Genomic DNA, 17,956 nt, shown 5'->3' with positions numbered 1-17,956 from the left:
GTTGTTTAACCTTGTTTTAGTAAACCCACAAATACCAAACAATACCGGTGCAATAGGGCGTTTATGCGTAAATGCCGGTGCATCTTTGCATATCATCAAACCTATTGCTTTTGATATTGATGAAAAAGCTGTAAGACGTGCAGGACTTGACTATTGGCATAAGTTAGACCTGCATGTCTGGGAGAGTTTAGAGCATTTTTTCCAAAATAATAAAATATCCGACAATGCCTATTTTGCTACTACAAAAACTGATAAACCATACTTTGAGGCAGAGTTTAAAAAGGGTAATTATATTTTTTTTGGAAGTGAAACAGCAGGGATACCCGAAGATATTTTAGATGCCCACAAGGAGCAAAACATAACTATACCTATGACTAAAGAGGGCAGAAGTCTAAATTTGGCTATAAGTACAGGAATAGTGCTTTATGAAGCAATAAAACAAAACTATACAATCTTTAAGGAGAACAGATGAAGGAATATATAGATATTATTATGGCTATACTTTTTATACTTTTTATGGTTTTTGTCTTTGGCGGTTACCATAAAAATAAGTTTGCACAAAGAGAAGCTGATGAAAAAAAGCTAAAAGATAAAGAGAATGGTCTTTAAAAAACTTTTTTAGCCCACTTCTCTAGTGTTTCTTCAAATTTCTCCAACATACTTTGTACATTTTTTACTACAAGTGTCATATAAAAATCCTTTAATTTTTCCAAATTTTACACATAATTTCATATTTATATAAAAAATATTGCATTTTGTCATATAAACTTTGACTAAATTGCAAAAATCAAATATAATATTTTAAAAGTTGGCATAAAGGAAGCGAGATGAAAAATTTTCTAGAAATTATAGAAGAGATAAAAAATATTGTTTCTACGGAGTTTAAGAACAAGAAGATATACGACAAGGATGTTGCAGATATTTTGGGAGTTTCTCAGATGAATTTTGCGACTATGAAAAAAAGAAATAAAATTCCTTTCGATGAACTTTTAGACTTTTGTGCAACAAAATCTATATCTATAAACTGGATGCTCTACGGGCAATCTCCTGAGAGTCTTGTTGAAGCAACAAACAGATTTTTTATGATTAAATACTTTGGAGGGGTCAATGCGTCTGCTGGCGGTGGAGCAGATGCCGAGGAAGAGGAGATGCAAGGAATCGAGATTCCGCATGAGTTTGCACTAATGCTCGGAGGGGAGAGGGAGCTAAAGTATATAGAGGCTATAAATGTGTCTGGAGACTCCATGGAACCTACCTTTAGTTACAATGATATAGTTTTTATAAACAGAAGCAAGACGGATCTGCAAAGAGGCGGAATCTTTACTATAAGAACAGAAGCCGGACTGTTTATAAAGAGAGTACAAAAAAGAATTGACGGAAAAATAGATATAATATCCGACAATCAAGTTTACTCCACTCAGACGCTAGACCCATCTGAAATAGAGGTAATAGGAAGAGTAGTCAGTAGATTTGGAAGCGTTGATTAAAAAGGTTTTGGCTGTGAGATATATTTTTTTAATGTTATCAATTCTTCTGTTGGCAGGCTGTACGTCAAAGAGAGTTGAGTCGGAGGTTGAAGTTAAAGTTGAAGATAAAATAACACTAACAAAGTCGCTCAACAAGCCTGTGGAAAAATCAAAAAAAAGAGATATAGAGATATTTGACTTACTCAATATTCCTCAAGATGTAAGCTATTTTGCAAAGAATATAGATGAAAATTCAACTATTTATGATATTCAAAAAAAATATGAACAAAACTATTTTAGTGTATGGAATATTGATAAACCAAAAGAGGATTTAAAGTCTGCAATGTGGCCCTTTGCATCATTCTCATTTAACAAAAGTTATGGAGAAAATCTTCAGCTTTTAGAGAAGAGTTTTTTTGATGAGATGATTAAAAACGCAAATTTTGAGGCATATGCAAGTGTAAATAAAAAAGCATTAACTCTAAAATATAGCAACATGAGAGCTTTTCCAACGATAAGACCTCTCTTGAGAGATCCTACAGCAGCAGGAGAGGGTTTCCCTTTTGACTATCTTCAAAACAGCTCCATACATGCGAATGAGCCTCTTTTTATCTCACACTATACAAAAGATAAGGAGTGGGCATTTGTATTTAGCAGTTATGCATCAGGATGGTTAAAATCTGATGAGCTTGTAGTTCTAACCGAGGAAGAAGTTGCTAAGTGGCAAAAAGCAAAGCAGGTAGCAATCGTTAAGGAGAATGAATCTCTTTACGACAGTGAGGGTCATTTTTTATTTAAATCAAAAATAGGCATGATGTTTGCGCTTATCTCTGAAGATGAAGAGACATATACTGTTTTAGCTGTTTCCTCGTATAAAAATTCAAAACCACTCTTTTTAAAATCCAAAATATCAAAAAATATAGCAACAAAAGAGATACTTAAACTAGGTAGAGAAAATCTTATTTCCATAGTCAAGGAGGTCTCAAAAACAAACTATGGATGGGGCGGAATGTATGAGCAAAGAGACTGCTCATCAATGCTTAGAGATATGTTTGTGCCGTTTGGTATATGGCTACCTAGAAACTCGTATCAACAGAGTAAAATAGGCAGTGTCGTCTCTTTAAAAAATTTATATGATGATGAGAAGATAAGAGTCATAAAGGAGAGAGGTGTTCCTTTTGAGACGCTTCTGTATAAAAAAGGACATGTTGTTCTTTATGTGGGCACTTACAATGATGAAATTGTTGTATTTCACAACACATGGGGCATTAAAACTAAAAAAGATGAAGCTGAGGGTAGAATTATTATAGGAAAGCCTATCTTTAGTTCATTGAGACTTGGTAAATATCAGCAAAACTATGATGAAGATGCTGAGTTACTAAAAAATCTAGTTAGTATGAATATTTTGACTAGACAACCTTAAAGACTTCTAGTTAGGCCTTAGTGTCTAGAAGCGAGCCTAACATCTCATCATGTGCTCTGATAGCCGCAACATTTACCGCAGTTGAACCCTGAGTTATAATCTGATCGGTCATCTCTTTGGATAAATCGGTTTGACTTATTTTTGAGCCGTTGTCATCCGCTTTTCGCACATTTGTTGTTATGGAGTTTTCATCACCCACAACTTTAGTGTCTGTCGGCACATATCCTTCACTGTTTACATTTGCAACATTGTTTGCAGTTGTGTTCATCAATGTTTGATGAGCTTGTATAGATGATACATTGCTAGATATATTCATAAAAAACTCCTTTATAGTTATTATACTAATTTTAATCTTTAAAAGCTGAAGCAACAGGTCCTTTTAAAAATTAATATTAGTGCAAATCTGTATTTAACCTTATCTCTCTCTTGCTTCTTTGAACAACATATTGCCCTGTTAAAGAATTTTGTCTAAAGTGCAATCCATTAAGTCCTGCAAGTTCTGATGCTTTCATGATAGATGATAATTTTACATCTGGATTTACTTCTTGAATCTCTCTTATCTCTTCATCATTAATGCCAACTTTTATACCTGCTAAAACTGCCAAGCCACCGTCAATAATACATCCATCTCCAAGAGGAATCCCGCATGTAGAATTTGCTCCAAGAAGTGTATTTTTACCAATAGTAATAGGAGTTCCATCTGTTCCGCTAAGAACACCGAGTATTGAAGCACCGCCGCCAATATCGCTTTGGGCTCCAACTACAACGGAACTTGAAATTCTGCCCTCTACCATTACGGGACCTGTGGTTCCTGCATTGAAATTTACATACGAAGCTCCCGGCATGACTGTAGTTCCAGCAGCAAGTTGTGCACCAAATCTCACTTTTGATGTGTCTAGAATTCTAGTATTATCAGCAGGAATAATGTGTTGTAAAAATCTTGGAAATTTATCTACAAAATCAATATGCGGGTAGTCATTTGAGAGCTTTAATTCTATCTCAAATTCACGAAGATATTCGAGCTCTATAGGCTGTCCGTTTGACCATGCAACATTTGGTAAGACGTTAAAAGCACCGTTTAAATTTATGCTTCTTATTTCAACTTTTGCCTCAGAGAGAGCATAGAGTTTTAGATAAGCTGCTTCAACACTCTCTAGAGCCTCATCTGCAAAGATAAATGTGACCTTAAACTCACCCTCTAAAGAACCGCTATTCATGATTTGATTGTAAAGAGCAGAGACTACCTGAATATTTTTATGTGCATCCCCGTAAGCTTCATCTGCATAAGGAGTAAAAGCATTTAGACAACTCTTTAAAAATGAAGAGTTTATATTGTAAACCACTTCATTCTTGCTAAAGTCAAGCTCAACGCCTTGCTCTGCTAATGCGTTAATAAAGATAGCTGCGCTTGCAAAGTTTTCATTCCAATTAACTACAGGGTAGGTTGCTTGTAGGGTTTTGCTAAGATTTAACTGTCCCGAATCAACTCTGCATATCCCAAAAGCCAAAGGATCTCTATATTTTTTGGTTGAAGATTTAATGTTTGCTACCAGCGCTCGAAAAGCATCTGTTGTTTGAATAATTTCCATGAAGTCTCACTTAAATAATTTTCTAAAAACATTATACTTAAACATTGTTAATAATAATTTAGTATATACTTCTGCTATGAATAAATGGATTGAACTTTTAAAAAAGAATGATTTTTTGGCTGTTAAAAAACATATATCTGATGGCGCTGACCTAAATGAGGCAAATGAAAGCGGAGAGTCTGTTTTAGCATCTTCTTTGAGATATGGCTGTGATTTTGATCTTGTAATGCATCTAGTTGAAAACGGCGCTGATATTTTTGATTTTGATGAAGAGGGCGTTAGCATTTTTGATATGGCAATTACCTATAACAATATTGAAATGGTAAAGTATCTAATCTCAAAAGGTGTTGATGTAAACAGCACCACAAGAAGAAGTAAGTTTACTCCACTAATGGCGGCAGCTTGCTATGGACGCACAGAAGTTGTAAAACTACTCTTAGAGCATGGTGCAGACAGAGATGCCGTTGATGCAAAGGGAATAAGTGTTATAGATTTTGCAAGAAAAACAAACAAGAAGAGTATCTTGCTTCTTTTAGATTATGATGATAATGTTCCAAAAAACAGAGGCTACGCAAGGTAGCTGCTAGAAGTTACCCTTAAGATACATCAAGCAGTTTAACAAAGCTTTTATAGCTTTTAATTATTTGTTGACTTTTTTGACTCTGCATATAAAATTCTATAGCCTTTTTGCCAAGCCGTGGAATCTCATTTTTAACAGCCCAGCTGCTTACTGTCCCCTCTGGAATCTCCAGTATGGAAGCAAGATCTTTTTGAGTTATTTGCAACTCCTTGCATATCTCTTTAACTACGTTATCTTTTTGTTTTGGTTTTTTTGAAAGTTTTTGTGTTTTTAGTATTAAAGTATTTACAGGTTCTTCTTTTTTTTCTTCCTGCTTTTGGATAGTTTTATCTTCAATGGTTTCTTCTTCTGTATGTTCTTCTACCCATTTTAATACTTCGTAAGCTGATATAATCCAATCTCTGTTGTTAAACTTTGAAACAACATCTATTGTAAATAGAGATGCATTATCTCTTGCAAAATCCTCATTGCTTAATTGACAAAGTATTGAAAACGAGAGTTGCTGAGCAGCACTTCCTTTGTTTCCCCAATCAAATCCATTTTTAGATAAGCTAAACATATCATACCTAAGCGGAAGTTCTACTTCGCCATAAGTTACATACTTTACACCTAACAATGTCCTATGCCCTTTAAAAACATGATTGTTTCTCATAATAGCCATTACTATTGCCTTATATTTTAAAAGTGTAATGATGCTCTATTTTGTGACTTCTATCTTTTTTATGTAGAAGCAAGAAACGATAAGCAACATATAAAGATAAACAAAGCAATAAAAGTACCAATAACCAAATTATCATGGTGTAATTCCTTGATTTTTACTTATATAAGGAAATCGACCATAAGGAAATTATATTAAATTATAAGATATTTTTGAGTTCTTTAAAAAATCAGTAAAAAGTTTGAAATACTTATCTACACTTTTTTTATCTGCTGCACAAAGTGATATTTCAACAGATGCATCTTCTTTTGCATTGAGTATAGGCAAGGAGGAGAGCTCAATCTCAGACGGAATCTTTTTCATAATGTTAATAAGTGTATTTTCACTTGTTTTAGCGAGGAGAGTAACTCGATATTTTTGTTGTGATGTGCTAAATAGACGCTCTATAACAGAGGCAATCATCGGATGCGCCATTTGTGGAAATCCGGGAGTAAAGAAATATCTCTCCTCTAAAGAGAAGCCAGACATGTTGTTTATGGGATTAAACAATAGCTGCGAATTTTGCGGCAGATCTGCCATATATATTCTATGTGGGTACGCCTCCTCGCCGAATCTCTCTATAATATCTTGCTTAAATTTTTCATGTCGTTGCAATGGTTTTGAGGTAAAAACTTCTGCCGCAATCTCTCTTGTTAAGTCATCAGGGGTAGCGCCGATACCGCCAAAAGAGAACATAACACTCCGTGAGTCATCTTTTACTAGTTTATATATATTTTTTATAAGTTTCTCATCATCTTTTATAATAAAAGAGGCGAAGAGTTCGTGTCCATATTTTTGAAGTTCATTTTTTAAAAATGCAAAATGTTTATCTTCTCTGCGTCCGTTTAGTATCTCACTACCGATTATACAAGCATAAAAATTCATTTTTATCTTCCGCTTTACTTTTTTTTATGTATTATACTAAAAACAGTTAAGGATAAATAGATGTCATACGCACAGCAACTAGAAGAGTTAATAACAAAAAATGTTATTCCAGATATTGATGAGAGACTAGATGAGATTTTTGAAGAAATTGCCGAGAGTAAAGAGGCTGACGAGGATGCAAAAGAGGAGATAGAGGAGCTAAGAGAGTTCAAGGCTGATTTGCAGGATGTATTAGATGATATAAAAAGCGGAGATATCGAAGAAGATGAGTGTAAAGAGCTTATTGATGATATTTTAGAGGCTCAAAATGAATCTCATGATGAAGATTTTGGATTTACAGAGGAGGGGTAGTCTGTATAATTGGCTTATAGCCAATTTTAAATTCGTTTCTATATAATAGCATCAACAAAACAGATAGGATAAATATGAGAATAATATTATTAGGAGCTCCGGGAGCCGGAAAAGGAACTCAAGCAGGGTTTTTAACAAAAAAATATAACATCCCTCAAATCTCTACAGGAGATATGCTTCGCGCTGCTATTAAAGCAGGCACAGAGATGGGTAAAATGGCAAAAGCTGCTATGGATGCGGGTCAGCTTGTAACTGATGAGATTATTATCGGTCTTGTAAAAGATAGAATTGCCGAAGATGATTGTAAGAACGGTTACCTGCTTGATGGTTTTCCTCGTACACTTGCTCAAGCTGATGCTGTTACAAATGCAGGCATAAATATTGATGCGGTCATTGAGATAGATGTTCCCGACTCAGAAATAGTTACTCGTATGGCCGGTCGCCGCGCGCATTTGGCAAGTGGGAGAACTTACCATTTAGTTTACAACCCGCCAAAAGTCGAAGGAAAAGATGATATAACGGGAGAGGATTTAGTTCAGCGTGATGATGATAAAGAGTCAGTTGTGCTAGACCGCCTAAAAGTTTACCATGACCTTACAAGTCCGCTTATAGGTTACTACAAAGAGCAAGCTTCTAAACTTAAGGGTTTAACTTACATAACTGTTGACGGAACGGTAGATATAGCTGACGTTGAAGCGGCTATTGTCTCTAAGTTAGGTTAAGAACTAATTTGCATATCTAAGTATCTGGAATTTATCCGGATGCTTTTATATTTTAGACTTAATAAAACTCTCCATCTCAGAAACTATTGTCTCGATACTTCCCTCGCCGCTTATTACATGTAAAAGATTTTTAGCTTTGTAAAAAGTCTGCATGTCAGCCAAAGGCTCTGCGTAAACCTTCATTCGGTTGTCAAAGATTTCTGTGTTGTCATCGGCACCGCGGGCACGACCGAGGACTCTTTCTCTTGCGGTATCTTCGCTAACACGAACTTCTATAACGCTGATAAGCTCAAGTGACGAATCTTGGCTTAGATACTCATCTAGAGCATTTAACTGCTCGATGCTTCTTGGATAGCCGTCTATGATGATTATGTCGGTAGGAGCATTTTTTATGGCGTTAACAATAGTCTCTATTGCTATTTTAATGGGAACTATTAGACCTTTAGAGATATAGTTATTTATTTCAGAACCGAGGTTGCTGCCGCTTGCAACTTCTGCTCTTAACATCTCACCGGCAGAGTAGTGTGTTATCTTCTCATTTTGTTCAGCGATTAGCTGGGCATCTGTAGTTTTACCGGAGCCTGGTGCTCCGATAATCAAAAATAGTTTTTTCATACCCAAAACTATTTTACTTGTTCACGCAATCTTATATGCAGCTCTTTAAGTTGCGTTGCATCAACAGCACTTGGTGCTTTAGTAAGGATACAAGAAGCCTTTTGTGTTTTAGGGAAGGCTATAACATCACGAATGCTCTCTTTTTTAGTGATAAGCATCATGAGTCTGTCAAATCCTATTGCAAAGCCACCATGTGGAGGTGCACCAAATTTAAGAGCATCAAGCAAGAAACCGAATTTCTCCCCAGCTTCTTCTTCGTCAATCCCTAGAAGTTTGAAAACTTCTTCTTGAACCTCAGGCTTATGGATACGAATACTTCCGCCACCGAGTTCCGTGCCGTTTAAAACGATATCATATGCGATAGACTCTATCTCTTCAATATCTTCTTTATCAGTATCTTTAGGCATAGTAAAAGGGTGGTGAAGTGCTTTTACGCGTCCATCTTCAACTTCAAACATAGGAAAATCAACAACCCATACAAATTCAAAGGCATCTTTATTCACAAGATTCATCTTCTCATGCTCAGCTATAAAAATTCTAAGACGTCCCATGTAGTCCCAGACGGTTTTTTTATCGCCTGCGCCAAAAAATACGACATCGCCAACTTCCATGCCGAGTCTCTCAACTAAAAGTGCAATATCATCTTCGCTAAAAAACTTTATAAGAGGACCTTTAAGCCCATCTTCTTTCATCTGAAAATACCCAAGACCTTGTGCACCAAACTTTCGTACATAATCTTCAAATGTTTTCATCTCTCTTTTTGAGAAAACCAAATCTGCTCCCGGAACTTTTAGAGCCTTGATTCGGTTTGTATGTGGTTTTTTTGCGATATTTGTAAAAATTTCATTGTCGCATCTCTCAAAAATATCAATAACGTCAACCATCTTAAGGTTATACCTTAAGTCTGGTTTGTCAGAACCGTACCACTCTATAGCGTCTTTGTAAGCTATACGGTTAAATGGAGGTTTGACATTGATGCCACAAGCACTAAACATAGCCTCAAGCAAATCTTCAGCTACTTTTATAACGTCCTCTTGATTACAGAAGCTCATCTCGACATCTATTTGAGTAAATTCCGGTTGTCTGTCTGCACGCAAATCTTCATCGCGAAAACATTTTGCTATTTGGAAGTATCTGTCAAAGCCGCCAACCATTAAAAGCTGTTTAAAAAGCTGTGGGGATTGAGGAAGTGCGTAAAATTCTCCGCTGTGAACACGTGAGGGAACCAAATAATCCCTTGCACCCTCTGGAGTCGATTTTGTTAAAATCGGAGTTTCTACCTCTAAAAATCCATTTTTATCTAAGATATTTCTAGCAGCGATTGCCGTTTTTGAGCGAAGACGAAACGTTTCATACATGTCAGGATCTCTAAGCTCTAAGTAGCGGTATTTAAGTCTTGTCTCCTCGCCGACATTTTTATCGCCGATAACAAAAGGAACGGGAGCTGATTTGTTCTCAATAATAAGCTCTTTTACTATAACTTCGATAGTACCTGTTTTAAGACGTGGGTTGACAAGTCCCTCCCCGCGATGACGAACAGTTCCTTTAGCTATAAGAACATACTCATCACGAACACCGTCTGCTGCTTTATGCGCGGCTGCGTTGTCTTCAGGGTCGCATGTAAGCTGAATAAGACCGCTTTTATCTCTTAAATCAATAAAAATAATCCCGCCATGATCACGGTAACTGTTTGCCCAACCCGTTAGAACAACATCCTGTCCAACGTTTGCCTCACTTAAATCTGTACAATAATGACTTCTCATAAAAATAGAGTCCTACTAAATAATTTTTGCGATTATATCCAAACTTGACTTATCGGGCAATTATTTTGTTCTTAATAGATATTTTTCTCTTAAGCCATAAGTTTCTTTGCTATTTGCGCAACATGTTTTCCCTGAAAATGCGCTCCTGCAAGCTCATTTTTGCTTGGATAGAAACTCCCGTCAGAGCCGGCAATAGTAGATGCCCCGTATGGGGAGCAACCGCTGATTTCATCCATAGTATTCTGTCCTTGAAAAGTATATGGAAGTCCGACAATTACCATGCCGTGATGCAAAAGAGTAGTGTGAAAACTAAGAATGGTAGATTCTTGACCGCCATGTTGCGTGTTTGAGCTTGTAAAAACGCTTCCGGCTTTTCCTACTAACGCGCCTTTTGTCCACAACCCACCGGTAGCATCAAGAAACTGTCGCATCTGAGCGCACATATTGCCAAAACGAGTCGGCGTTCCAAAGATAACCGCATCGGCATTACCTAGCTCTTCTACAGTGCATATAGGTATATGGGCTTGATGCTTTTGAGCTTCAACAGCACCCATTTTTTCTAGCACTTCTTGAGGGAGAGTCTCAGGAACTCTACGAAGTACAACTTCAACATTTTCGACCAACTGAGCTCCCTCAACCGCTGCTTTTGCTAGTTTATAGACATGTCCGTACATGGAATAGTAAACGACTAATATCTTCATAAAAAACTCCTTTGCTTGCGCTATTTTAAATATTATATATCAATTAATCTTAAGCGATAGAGAGTGTACTATAGTTAAAGTATTGAAAATTCAATAGTTTATCGCTCCATTGGATTTTAATGTCAAAAGTGTATAATTAACAAAATAGTTTATAAAGAGATATACTTTGAAAAGCAAAAATATTAAGAGGGTAGGCGTTGTTTTAAGACCCTCAACACCAGAAATAAAAGATGCTTACCTAAGAGTAGAGCAAATTTTTAAAAATTATAATATAGAAGTTTTGCTAGAGAGTAGGAGTGCCAAAATGATTGGCATGACTGGAGAGAGTTTTAAAAATATCTGCAAGGAGTGTGATTTTATAGTTAGCTTCGGCGGCGATGGCACGCTCATATCTACAGTTAGAAAATCATTTGATTTTGATATTCCAATACTCGGCGTTCATGCAGGTAATCTTGGATTTTTGGCGGATTTGTCTGTAGATGAGCTTGACTCTTTTGTGCAAAAAATAATTCAAAACAGGTATAGAGTCGATGAGAGAGCGGTTCTTGAAGCAACCGTTATAAAAAATACGAAAGAGGTTAAATACTACGCTTTTAACGACATTGTCCTAACTCGTACTCGTGTTTCAAATATGATACATATAGAGACTCTTGTTGATTCCCAATCCTTTAACACATATTATGGTGATGGGGTGATTGTCTCAACACCAACAGGCTCAACTGCTTACAACCTCTCAGCAGGCGGACCTGTTCTCTTTCCGATGTCAAATGTGTTTGCGCTAACGCCGATCTGCCCTCACTCCTTAACGCAAAGACCAGTTGTGCTTCCGGGAAAATATGCTATAGAGATGAAGACCTCGGAGGAGAGGGCTCTTATGATTATAGACGGACAAGATGTGCATGAGCTAGAACTTGGCGAGAGCGTACATATAAAACTCGCCACTAAAACGGTAAAGCTGATGCATAAAGAGGAGTATAATTACTTTGAGGTGTTAAAAGAGAAATTAAGATGGGGAGAATAGACTCCGAAAGAGATAACATGTATAGATATTTACTTCCATTTTTGCTACTTTTAATTTTGTCAGGCTGTTCGTCGAAAAAAGTAGATGTAGATTACGATTCCTTATTTCAAATAAGTTCACTTTCGACATTTGCCGTAGTTAACAAAAATACAAATAAGCTTTATCTATTGGACAATGAGCGTATAATAGATGCTATAAATCGTGAAATGGAGTCAAAGGGTTACACAAGCGTATCTGTAGATAAAGCTGAGTTTCATATAACTTTTCACAGTGTCATAAAAGAGGATGTGCCTTCAAACGTTGGGATTGGACTTGGATTGGGTACGTTTTCAAGCGGACTCGGTTTATCTCTGGGAACTTTTCATGGCTTTTCAAGTGATGAAGGAAATCTTCTTATAAACATGCTCGACTCATCTACACAGAAGATATTCTGGCAGGCTACACTTAAGAGTAAGATAAAGGAATTAGAGTCACCGCAAGAACGCATAGAATACTTCAGTAAAACTGTAGCTACCATGCTAGAAGAGTTTCCTGTTCGCTCAACTAAGTAAAAGTATTATACGATTTGTAAAAATAATAGAGTCATAGATTTTTAACAATAAAGAAGTATAATTTAAAAATATTTTAGTAAGGCACTGATTAATGATAGAGAGATTTTACTTAAAAGAGTATCTTAGCTTTAAAGAAGTTGAGTTGGATTTAAAATCGGGACTAATAGTCTTTACGGGTCCTAGTGGAAGCGGAAAGTCGATTTTAATGAACTCAATCTTATCATCATTTGGCACCGCATCATGCGAAGCATCGTTATGTGAATCTACTGTTTCTTGGGAGCTAGATGCTGATGAGTATGGCATAGATAGTGATGATGTATATATTTTTAAGCATATCAAAAAAGAGAAATCAAGATACTTCATAAACAACCAGAGCATCTCTAAAAAAACTATGGGTAATTTATCTTCTAGCTACTTAAGACATCTCTCTTTGAGGGATTTTAGTGATTTTGAAAATGAAAATCTTCTATCTATTTTAGACAGCAGAATAAAAAAACAAACTCTAAATATGGATGCACTCAAAAGCGATTACAAGGAGGCTTTTTTAGAGCATAAAAGAGTCAAAAAAGAGCTTTTAACTATTGAGGATGAGCAAAAAAGAGTTACTGAATTAAAAGAGTTTGCAGCTTATGAGATTAAAAAGATAGAAGATATAAATCCAAAAATCTCTGAGGATGAAGAGCTTTTAGAGATAAAAAAGGAGCTCTCAAAAAAAGAGAAAGTGTTAGAAGCTATAGCTAAAGCAAGTGCTGTTTTTGAGCATGAGCACAACATTTTTAGCGCACTTGATCTGCTCAATAAAGAGAGTTCCTTCTTTAGTGACAGCTTAAATGAACTTAGAGCCATCATGGAGAGTGCAGAAGAGAAGTTTAATGCGCTTGATGAAGTCGATATTGAAGAGGTTTTAAACCGTATTGAAGAGTTAAGCGACTTAAAAAGAAGATACGGAAGCATAAAAGAGACTCTTGAGTACAAACAACAAAAGATTTTAGAGCTTCAAAAGTATGAAAATATAGAGATAACCAAAGGTGATTTAGCAGCAAGAGAGGCAGCGCTTGAGGCAAAAGTAAAAGATTTGGCGCAAAAAATCACAGCTCTTCGCTTAGGCGAGCTAAAATTTTTCAAAGATGACTTAAACAGGTACCTAAAAGAGCTCTATCTTCGAGATGCACAAGTTGAGATAAAAGATGCCGAGTATAAGCTTCTTGGAAAAGACGAGATGGTTATAAGACTAAATGCTACTGATTTGCAAAAAATAAGCACGGGGGAGTTTAACAGGCTCCGCCTTGGCATCTTGGCTCTAAAATCAGAGTTTATGAGCAAAAACGGCGGCGTATTGATGCTTGATGAGATAGATGCAAATCTAAGCGGGGAAGAGTCGATGAGCGTTGCAAAAGTGCTAAAGGAGCTATCAGAGTATTTTCAAATATTTGTAATCTCGCATCAGCCGCAACTCACTTCCATGGGAGATCAGCACTTTTTAGTACATAAAAAAGGTGATGAGTCACATGTAAGAGAGCTTGGATTTGATGAGAGAGTAGATGAGATAGCTAGAATAATTAGCGGCGAAAGTATTACGCAAGAGGCTAAAGGGTTTGCAAAAGAGTTGCTAAGTTTACACAAATAAAGAGAGATTGATGATAATTGACACACATGTACACCTCGATGATAAGAGATACAAAGATGACTTGGATGAAGTTTTAAATAGAGCAAGAGAGGGTGGGGTAGAGCGTTTTATAATTCCCGCAGCAGATCCTGCAAACCTCGATAGAGCTGTTGAGATAGCCCAAAAAAATAGTGATGTTTACTTTGCCGTGGGGGTTCATCCTTATGATATGGATAAATTTGATACGCTTGAGTTCAACAAATATATAGAGCATCCAAAATGTGTAGCCGTAGGCGAATGTGGACTTGATTATTTTAGGCTTGAGGGCACAGAAGATGAGAAGCAGAGAGAAAAAAAGAGGCAAAAAGAGGTCTTTATAGCTCAGATAGAAGTCGCAAAAAAGTATAAAAAACCGCTTATCGTTCATATACGAGATGCCTCAAGAGATTCAAAAGAGATACTGCTTGCGCATAATGCAAAAGAGGTAGGCGGAGTGCTTCACTGTTATAACGCCGATGAGGAGCTTTTAAGCCTTGCAAAAGAGGGCTTTTATTTTGGAATAGGAGGAGTTTTAACCTTTAAAAATGCAAAAAAGCTTCTGCACGTGTTGCCAAAGATACCCCATGAAAAACTACTCGTAGAAACAGATGGTCCATACTTGACTCCGACTCCGCATAGAGGCGAGAGAAATGAGCCGCTATATACAACTTTTGTTGCAAAAAAAATGTCTGAAATTTTGGAAATTTCATTTGAAGATATAGAAAAAATAACCACTCAAAATGCCCTAAAACTCTTTGATATTTCTTAATATTAAATTCTATTAACTATATTTAAAGTTGATTTAGATAAAATCAACACTTTAAATTTAAAATAAGAGTTGCTATTTTGAAATATTTCCTACTACTTTTACTACCGTTTTTGTTGAGTGCAAGCCTTAATTTCACTTCAAACCACACTAAAGAGATATCCGTACTAGAGTCTTTTGATATAGAAGCATCTTTTTTATATGATCCGATTATGAATGAGATGAAAAATAGCAATATGACTATCTACAAAGATAAACGCTTTTTTCAGGCGATGAATGATGCATATCTTTTCATTCCGGCTGTAAAGAGCATTTTGGCTAAACATGACATACCAGCTGAATTTCTTTTTCTTGCAATGGCAGAATCACACTTTTCTGCAAAAGCGTATTCGGCAAAGAGTGCATCTGGATTGTGGCAGTTTATGCCCGAGACAGGTAAGGTATATGGACTTAAGATTGATGAGTATGTTGATGAGAGAAGAGATCTTATAAAATCAACAGAAGCAGCTGCGAAACATCTTCGTGATCTTCATGACAAATTTGGTAAATGGTATTTGGCAGCTATAGCTTACAATTGTGGCAGCGGAAGACTAAGTAGGGCTATAGAAGCTGCAAAAAGTAACGATTTAAACACTTTGCTAGATCCTAAAAAGATGTATATTCCAAGAGAGAGCAGGTTGTATATTAGAAAAATAGTAGCCCTCGCTATAATGGGAAATGATGAGCAATTTTTGCTAAAAAGCGAGTACGAGCACCTTTTAAACAGAGCAAACGCTTACTCTATCTCAACTGTTAGAGTTCCAAGGGGCGAATCATTAAAAAGAGTATCAAAACTTGTTGGAATTCCGTTAGGTGAACTTCAAAAACTCAACAGACACCTAAAATATGACTTTGTTCCTCCTTATTTTGACGGCTATGATATATATATTCCATATATAAAACTTTCAGATTTTAAACAAAAATATTTTGAGGAGGAAATTCAAAATATTTACAAGGTGCATGTTGTTAGAGGAGGCGATAGCCTCTATGATATAGGCAAAAGATACGGCGTTTCATATAAAATGATAATGGACTTTAACTCTCTAAAGAGCAGCATCATAAGTCTAAATCAAAAATTAATTATTCCCATAGATAACAAGGCAAATGTTGAAAAAATAAATAAAGGAATTTATCACTTAGTTAAAAAAGGCGATACTTTAGAGTCAATTTCAAAAGCATATAAAATAAGTATTAAAAGCATACAGCTTACAAATAAGCTCAAAGGCAATATGATTAGAGAAGGAGAGAGGTTAATACTTCATGAATAAATTATCTTTTTTTATAATTCCTTTTGTTCTTATTTTAACGACAGGATGTAGTACAAGAGGCGCAAGAACATATACAAATTTTGGTGAGACAAAAACATACTCCCAAGATAGTAGTGCGCATAGTTCAGTTATTAGTAAAAAAGATTATAAGCATCCAACGATGAAACCTTACGTTATAAGAGGAATAAAATATTATCCGACTGTGGTAAATGTAGGTGATGAGTTTAGCGGAAATGCAAGCTGGTACGGTCCTGATTTTCACGGCAAGCTGACATCAAACGGTGAAACTTACAACATGTACGACATGACCGCTGCGCATAAAACTCTGCCGATGAATACAATTGTAAAAGTGACAAATAAAAAAAATGGTTTAAATACGGTTGTTAGAATAAACGATAGAGGTCCTTTTATTGCAACAAGAATTATCGATTTGTCTAATACGGCAGCACGTAAAATAGGCATGCTTAATGACGGAACGGCTCCTGTTAAAATTGAAATCATAGGTTTTCATTCAAAAGATCAGAAAAAAGTTCCACTTAATCGGGAGCTAAAAGAGTCTCCACAAGATCAGATAGTAGATGGGTTTGCTATTCAGATAGCATCTTTTTCTAGGATAGAGGGTGCGATTTTTACTCAAAAAAAGTATGATGATACTGATGGATACAAAACAATTATAAAAGATATGCACACGGAAAACGGCAGAATGTTTAAGGTATGGCTCAAAGGCTTTAGAAGCGAGCAAGAGGCTAGAGACTATAAATCACTCGGAAATTTTAAAGATTCATTTATTGTTAGAGAGGACTAAAAGATGATTAGTAAGAGCAGAAAAACAAAAGAGACGGATATAACTATTTCACTACTGTTAAATGGAGAGGGAAAAGCTAAAATCCAAACTGGTGTTGGTTTTTTAGACCATATGCTAGAGAGTTTCTCTAAGCACTCCCTGATTGACTTAGAAATCTCATGCAAGGGTGACACTCAGATAGATGACCATCATAGTGTAGAGGATGTTGGGATTGTTCTTGGTTCTCTTTTGTCCGAAGCGATATATCCGGTTAAAAATATGGAGCGTTTTGGAAGTGCAAATATAGTCATGGATGAAGCATGTGTTAGTTGTGACTTAGATTTAAGCAACCGTCCGTATCTTGTTTACGACATTGACGTAACTGGAAAAATAGGGCAGTTTGATACAGAGCTTGTAGAAGAGTTCTTTAAAGCTTTTATATCAAATGCTAGAATTAGTGCACATATAGTAGCTCTTAGGGGAAAGAACAGGCATCATATTGTAGAGGCTGCCTTTAAATCACTTGCAGTTGCAATTCGTCGTGCAATACAGAAAAATGATAGAGTAGGTATCCCAAGTACGAAAGATATGCTGTGATAAAGCTTATTGTTTTAGATGTTGATGGCTGTCTTACAAATGGAGATATTATCTATACTTCAAACGCTGAAGAGATAAAACACTTTAATGTAAAAGATGGGTTGGCTATAAGTTCATGGATAAAGATGGGTTTTCATGTTGCAATCATAACAGGAAGAGAGTCCAAAATAGTTGAAAAAAGAGCTAAAGAGCTAGGCATTAAGCATCTGTATCAACATGTTAAAAATAAAGAGAGAATACTAAAAGAACTTATAAACAAGCTTGAGTTAAAAAGCTATGAAGTAGCGGCTATAGGTGATGATTTAAATGACTATAAAATGCTTCGTTATGTAGGTAGAAGCTTTACCCCTAAAGATGGCATAAAAGAGGTCAGAGAACTTGTTGATACAGTTTTATCGCTAAAAGGTGGAGAAGGCGCGGTTAGAGAGATGATAGATATTTTAGTAGATGAGAACGATATAAGAGATCAATTTTTGTCTGTATGGTTATAGAT

22 protein-coding genes are annotated in these 17,956 nt (G+C 36.0%); 15 read left to right on the top strand and 7 right to left on the bottom strand.

From position 1 onward, the window contains the following. The first annotated feature begins 1 nt into the window (after position 1). From M0Q17_RS01950 to M0Q17_RS01935, 4 genes are all read left to right on the top strand, one after another. A complete protein-coding gene (locus tag M0Q17_RS01950) occupies positions 2–472 on the top strand; it encodes a tRNA (cytidine(34)-2'-O)-methyltransferase (protein ID WP_295082744.1) in 471 nt (156 codons plus the stop codon). Further along, positions 469–609, top strand: coding sequence for a hypothetical protein (locus M0Q17_RS01945; protein WP_295082742.1), 141 nt, complete (start codon positions 469–471; stop codon positions 607–609). The genes M0Q17_RS01950 and M0Q17_RS01945 overlap by 4 nt, the downstream gene beginning before the upstream one ends. A 218-nt stretch (positions 610–827) precedes the next feature. Further along, positions 828–1,487 (top strand): LexA family transcriptional regulator, encoded by a 660-nt coding sequence (locus M0Q17_RS01940; protein WP_295082740.1) that lies wholly within the window; start codon positions 828–830, stop codon positions 1,485–1,487. Positions 1,488–1,500: 13 nt separating this feature from the next. Continuing rightward, positions 1,501–2,889: an NlpC/P60 family N-terminal domain-containing protein gene (locus M0Q17_RS01935; protein ID WP_295082738.1), complete on the top strand. Its 1,389-nt coding sequence runs from the start codon at positions 1,501–1,503 to the stop codon at positions 2,887–2,889. Positions 2,890–2,899: 10 nt separating this feature from the next. Here the strand turns inward: M0Q17_RS01935 and M0Q17_RS01930 are convergent, their stop codons facing one another. After that, positions 2,900–3,205, bottom strand: coding sequence for a hypothetical protein (locus M0Q17_RS01930; RefSeq protein WP_295082736.1), 306 nt, complete (start codon positions 3,203–3,205; stop codon positions 2,900–2,902). 76 nt (positions 3,206–3,281) lie between these two features. Next, positions 3,282–4,478 (bottom strand): tetrahydrodipicolinate N-succinyltransferase N-terminal domain-containing protein, encoded by a 1,197-nt coding sequence (locus M0Q17_RS01925; protein ID WP_295082734.1) that lies wholly within the window; start codon positions 4,476–4,478, stop codon positions 3,282–3,284. Positions 4,479–4,554: 76 nt separating this feature from the next. On the opposite strand from M0Q17_RS01925, the gene M0Q17_RS01920 reads away from it, so the two are divergent. Next, entirely contained in the window at positions 4,555–5,058 is a 504-nt protein-coding gene (locus M0Q17_RS01920; RefSeq protein ID WP_295082732.1) for an ankyrin repeat domain-containing protein, read from the top strand. 16 nt (positions 5,059–5,074) lie between these two features. On the opposite strand, the gene M0Q17_RS01915 is transcribed toward M0Q17_RS01920, so the two are convergent. Together M0Q17_RS01915 and M0Q17_RS01910 are read right to left on the bottom strand one after the other, a co-directional pair. After that, a complete protein-coding gene (locus tag M0Q17_RS01915; RefSeq protein WP_295082730.1) occupies positions 5,075–5,719 on the bottom strand; it encodes a DUF6166 domain-containing protein in 645 nt (214 codons plus the stop codon). 186 nt (positions 5,720–5,905) lie between these two features. Beyond that, positions 5,906–6,640: a molybdopterin-binding protein gene (locus M0Q17_RS01910; protein WP_295082728.1), complete on the bottom strand. Its 735-nt coding sequence runs from the start codon at positions 6,638–6,640 to the stop codon at positions 5,906–5,908. A 60-nt stretch (positions 6,641–6,700) separates the two neighbouring features. Between M0Q17_RS01910 and M0Q17_RS01905 the strand changes: the two genes are divergently transcribed. Then, on the top strand, positions 6,701–6,991 hold the full coding sequence (locus M0Q17_RS01905) for a hypothetical protein (RefSeq protein ID WP_295082726.1): 291 nt from the start codon (positions 6,701–6,703) through the stop codon (positions 6,989–6,991). A 74-nt stretch (positions 6,992–7,065) separates the two neighbouring features. Beyond that, positions 7,066–7,713, top strand: a complete 648-nt coding sequence (gene adk / locus M0Q17_RS01900; RefSeq protein WP_295082724.1) for an adenylate kinase — start codon at positions 7,066–7,068, stop codon at positions 7,711–7,713. Between the two features lie 45 nt (positions 7,714–7,758). Here adk and M0Q17_RS01895 read toward each other — a convergent pair whose 3' ends face one another. From M0Q17_RS01895 to wrbA, 3 genes are all read right to left on the bottom strand, one after another. Next, the gene (locus M0Q17_RS01895) at positions 7,759–8,328 is read right to left on the bottom strand and encodes an adenylate kinase (protein WP_295082722.1); all 570 of its coding nucleotides are present in this window, start codon (positions 8,326–8,328) and stop codon (positions 7,759–7,761) included. 8 nt (positions 8,329–8,336) lie between these two features. Beyond that, positions 8,337–10,091 (bottom strand): aspartate--tRNA ligase, encoded by a 1,755-nt coding sequence (gene aspS / locus M0Q17_RS01890; RefSeq protein WP_295082720.1) that lies wholly within the window; start codon positions 10,089–10,091, stop codon positions 8,337–8,339. An 89-nt stretch (positions 10,092–10,180) separates the two neighbouring features. Beyond that, positions 10,181–10,792, bottom strand: coding sequence for an NAD(P)H:quinone oxidoreductase (wrbA, locus tag M0Q17_RS01885; RefSeq protein ID WP_295082718.1), 612 nt, complete (start codon positions 10,790–10,792; stop codon positions 10,181–10,183). Positions 10,793–10,958: 166 nt separating this feature from the next. On the opposite strand from wrbA, the gene M0Q17_RS01880 reads away from it, so the two are divergent. The 8 genes from M0Q17_RS01880 (at position 10,959) to M0Q17_RS01845 (ending at position 17,954) form a co-directional block, all read left to right on the top strand. Further along, positions 10,959–11,813, top strand: coding sequence for an NAD(+)/NADH kinase (locus M0Q17_RS01880; RefSeq protein WP_295082716.1), 855 nt, complete (start codon positions 10,959–10,961; stop codon positions 11,811–11,813). Positions 11,814–11,830: 17 nt separating this feature from the next. Beyond that, on the top strand, positions 11,831–12,364 hold the full coding sequence (locus tag M0Q17_RS01875) for a DUF4136 domain-containing protein (protein ID WP_295082714.1): 534 nt from the start codon (positions 11,831–11,833) through the stop codon (positions 12,362–12,364). Positions 12,365–12,455: 91 nt separating this feature from the next. Beyond that, positions 12,456–13,991, top strand: coding sequence for an AAA family ATPase (locus M0Q17_RS01870; protein WP_295082712.1), 1,536 nt, complete (start codon positions 12,456–12,458; stop codon positions 13,989–13,991). A 10-nt stretch (positions 13,992–14,001) separates the two neighbouring features. After that, positions 14,002–14,778: a TatD family hydrolase gene (locus tag M0Q17_RS01865; protein ID WP_295082710.1), complete on the top strand. Its 777-nt coding sequence runs from the start codon at positions 14,002–14,004 to the stop codon at positions 14,776–14,778. Positions 14,779–14,855: 77 nt separating this feature from the next. After that, positions 14,856–16,082 carry a lytic transglycosylase domain-containing protein gene (locus tag M0Q17_RS01860; protein ID WP_295082708.1) on the top strand — a complete coding sequence of 409 codons (1,227 nt, stop codon included), beginning with the start codon at positions 14,856–14,858 and terminating at the stop codon, positions 16,080–16,082. After that, the gene (locus tag M0Q17_RS01855) at positions 16,075–16,887 is read left to right on the top strand and encodes a septal ring lytic transglycosylase RlpA family protein (RefSeq protein WP_295082706.1); all 813 of its coding nucleotides are present in this window, start codon (positions 16,075–16,077) and stop codon (positions 16,885–16,887) included. Before M0Q17_RS01860 ends, M0Q17_RS01855 begins: the two co-directional genes overlap by 8 nt. Positions 16,888–16,890: 3 nt before the next feature. Then, on the top strand, positions 16,891–17,463 hold the full coding sequence (gene hisB, locus M0Q17_RS01850; RefSeq protein ID WP_295082705.1) for an imidazoleglycerol-phosphate dehydratase HisB: 573 nt from the start codon (positions 16,891–16,893) through the stop codon (positions 17,461–17,463). Continuing rightward, positions 17,460–17,954 carry an HAD-IIIA family hydrolase gene (locus M0Q17_RS01845; RefSeq protein WP_295082702.1) on the top strand — a complete coding sequence of 165 codons (495 nt, stop codon included), beginning with the start codon at positions 17,460–17,462 and terminating at the stop codon, positions 17,952–17,954. The genes hisB and M0Q17_RS01845 overlap by 4 nt, the downstream gene beginning before the upstream one ends. Positions 17,955–17,956: the final 2 nt, after the last annotated feature.

Source organism: Sulfurimonas sp., from assembly GCF_023229105.1.
Lineage (GTDB): Bacteria > Campylobacterota > Campylobacteria > Campylobacterales > Sulfurimonadaceae > Sulfurimonas.
This window is presented reverse-complemented; position numbering and strand designations above follow the sequence as displayed.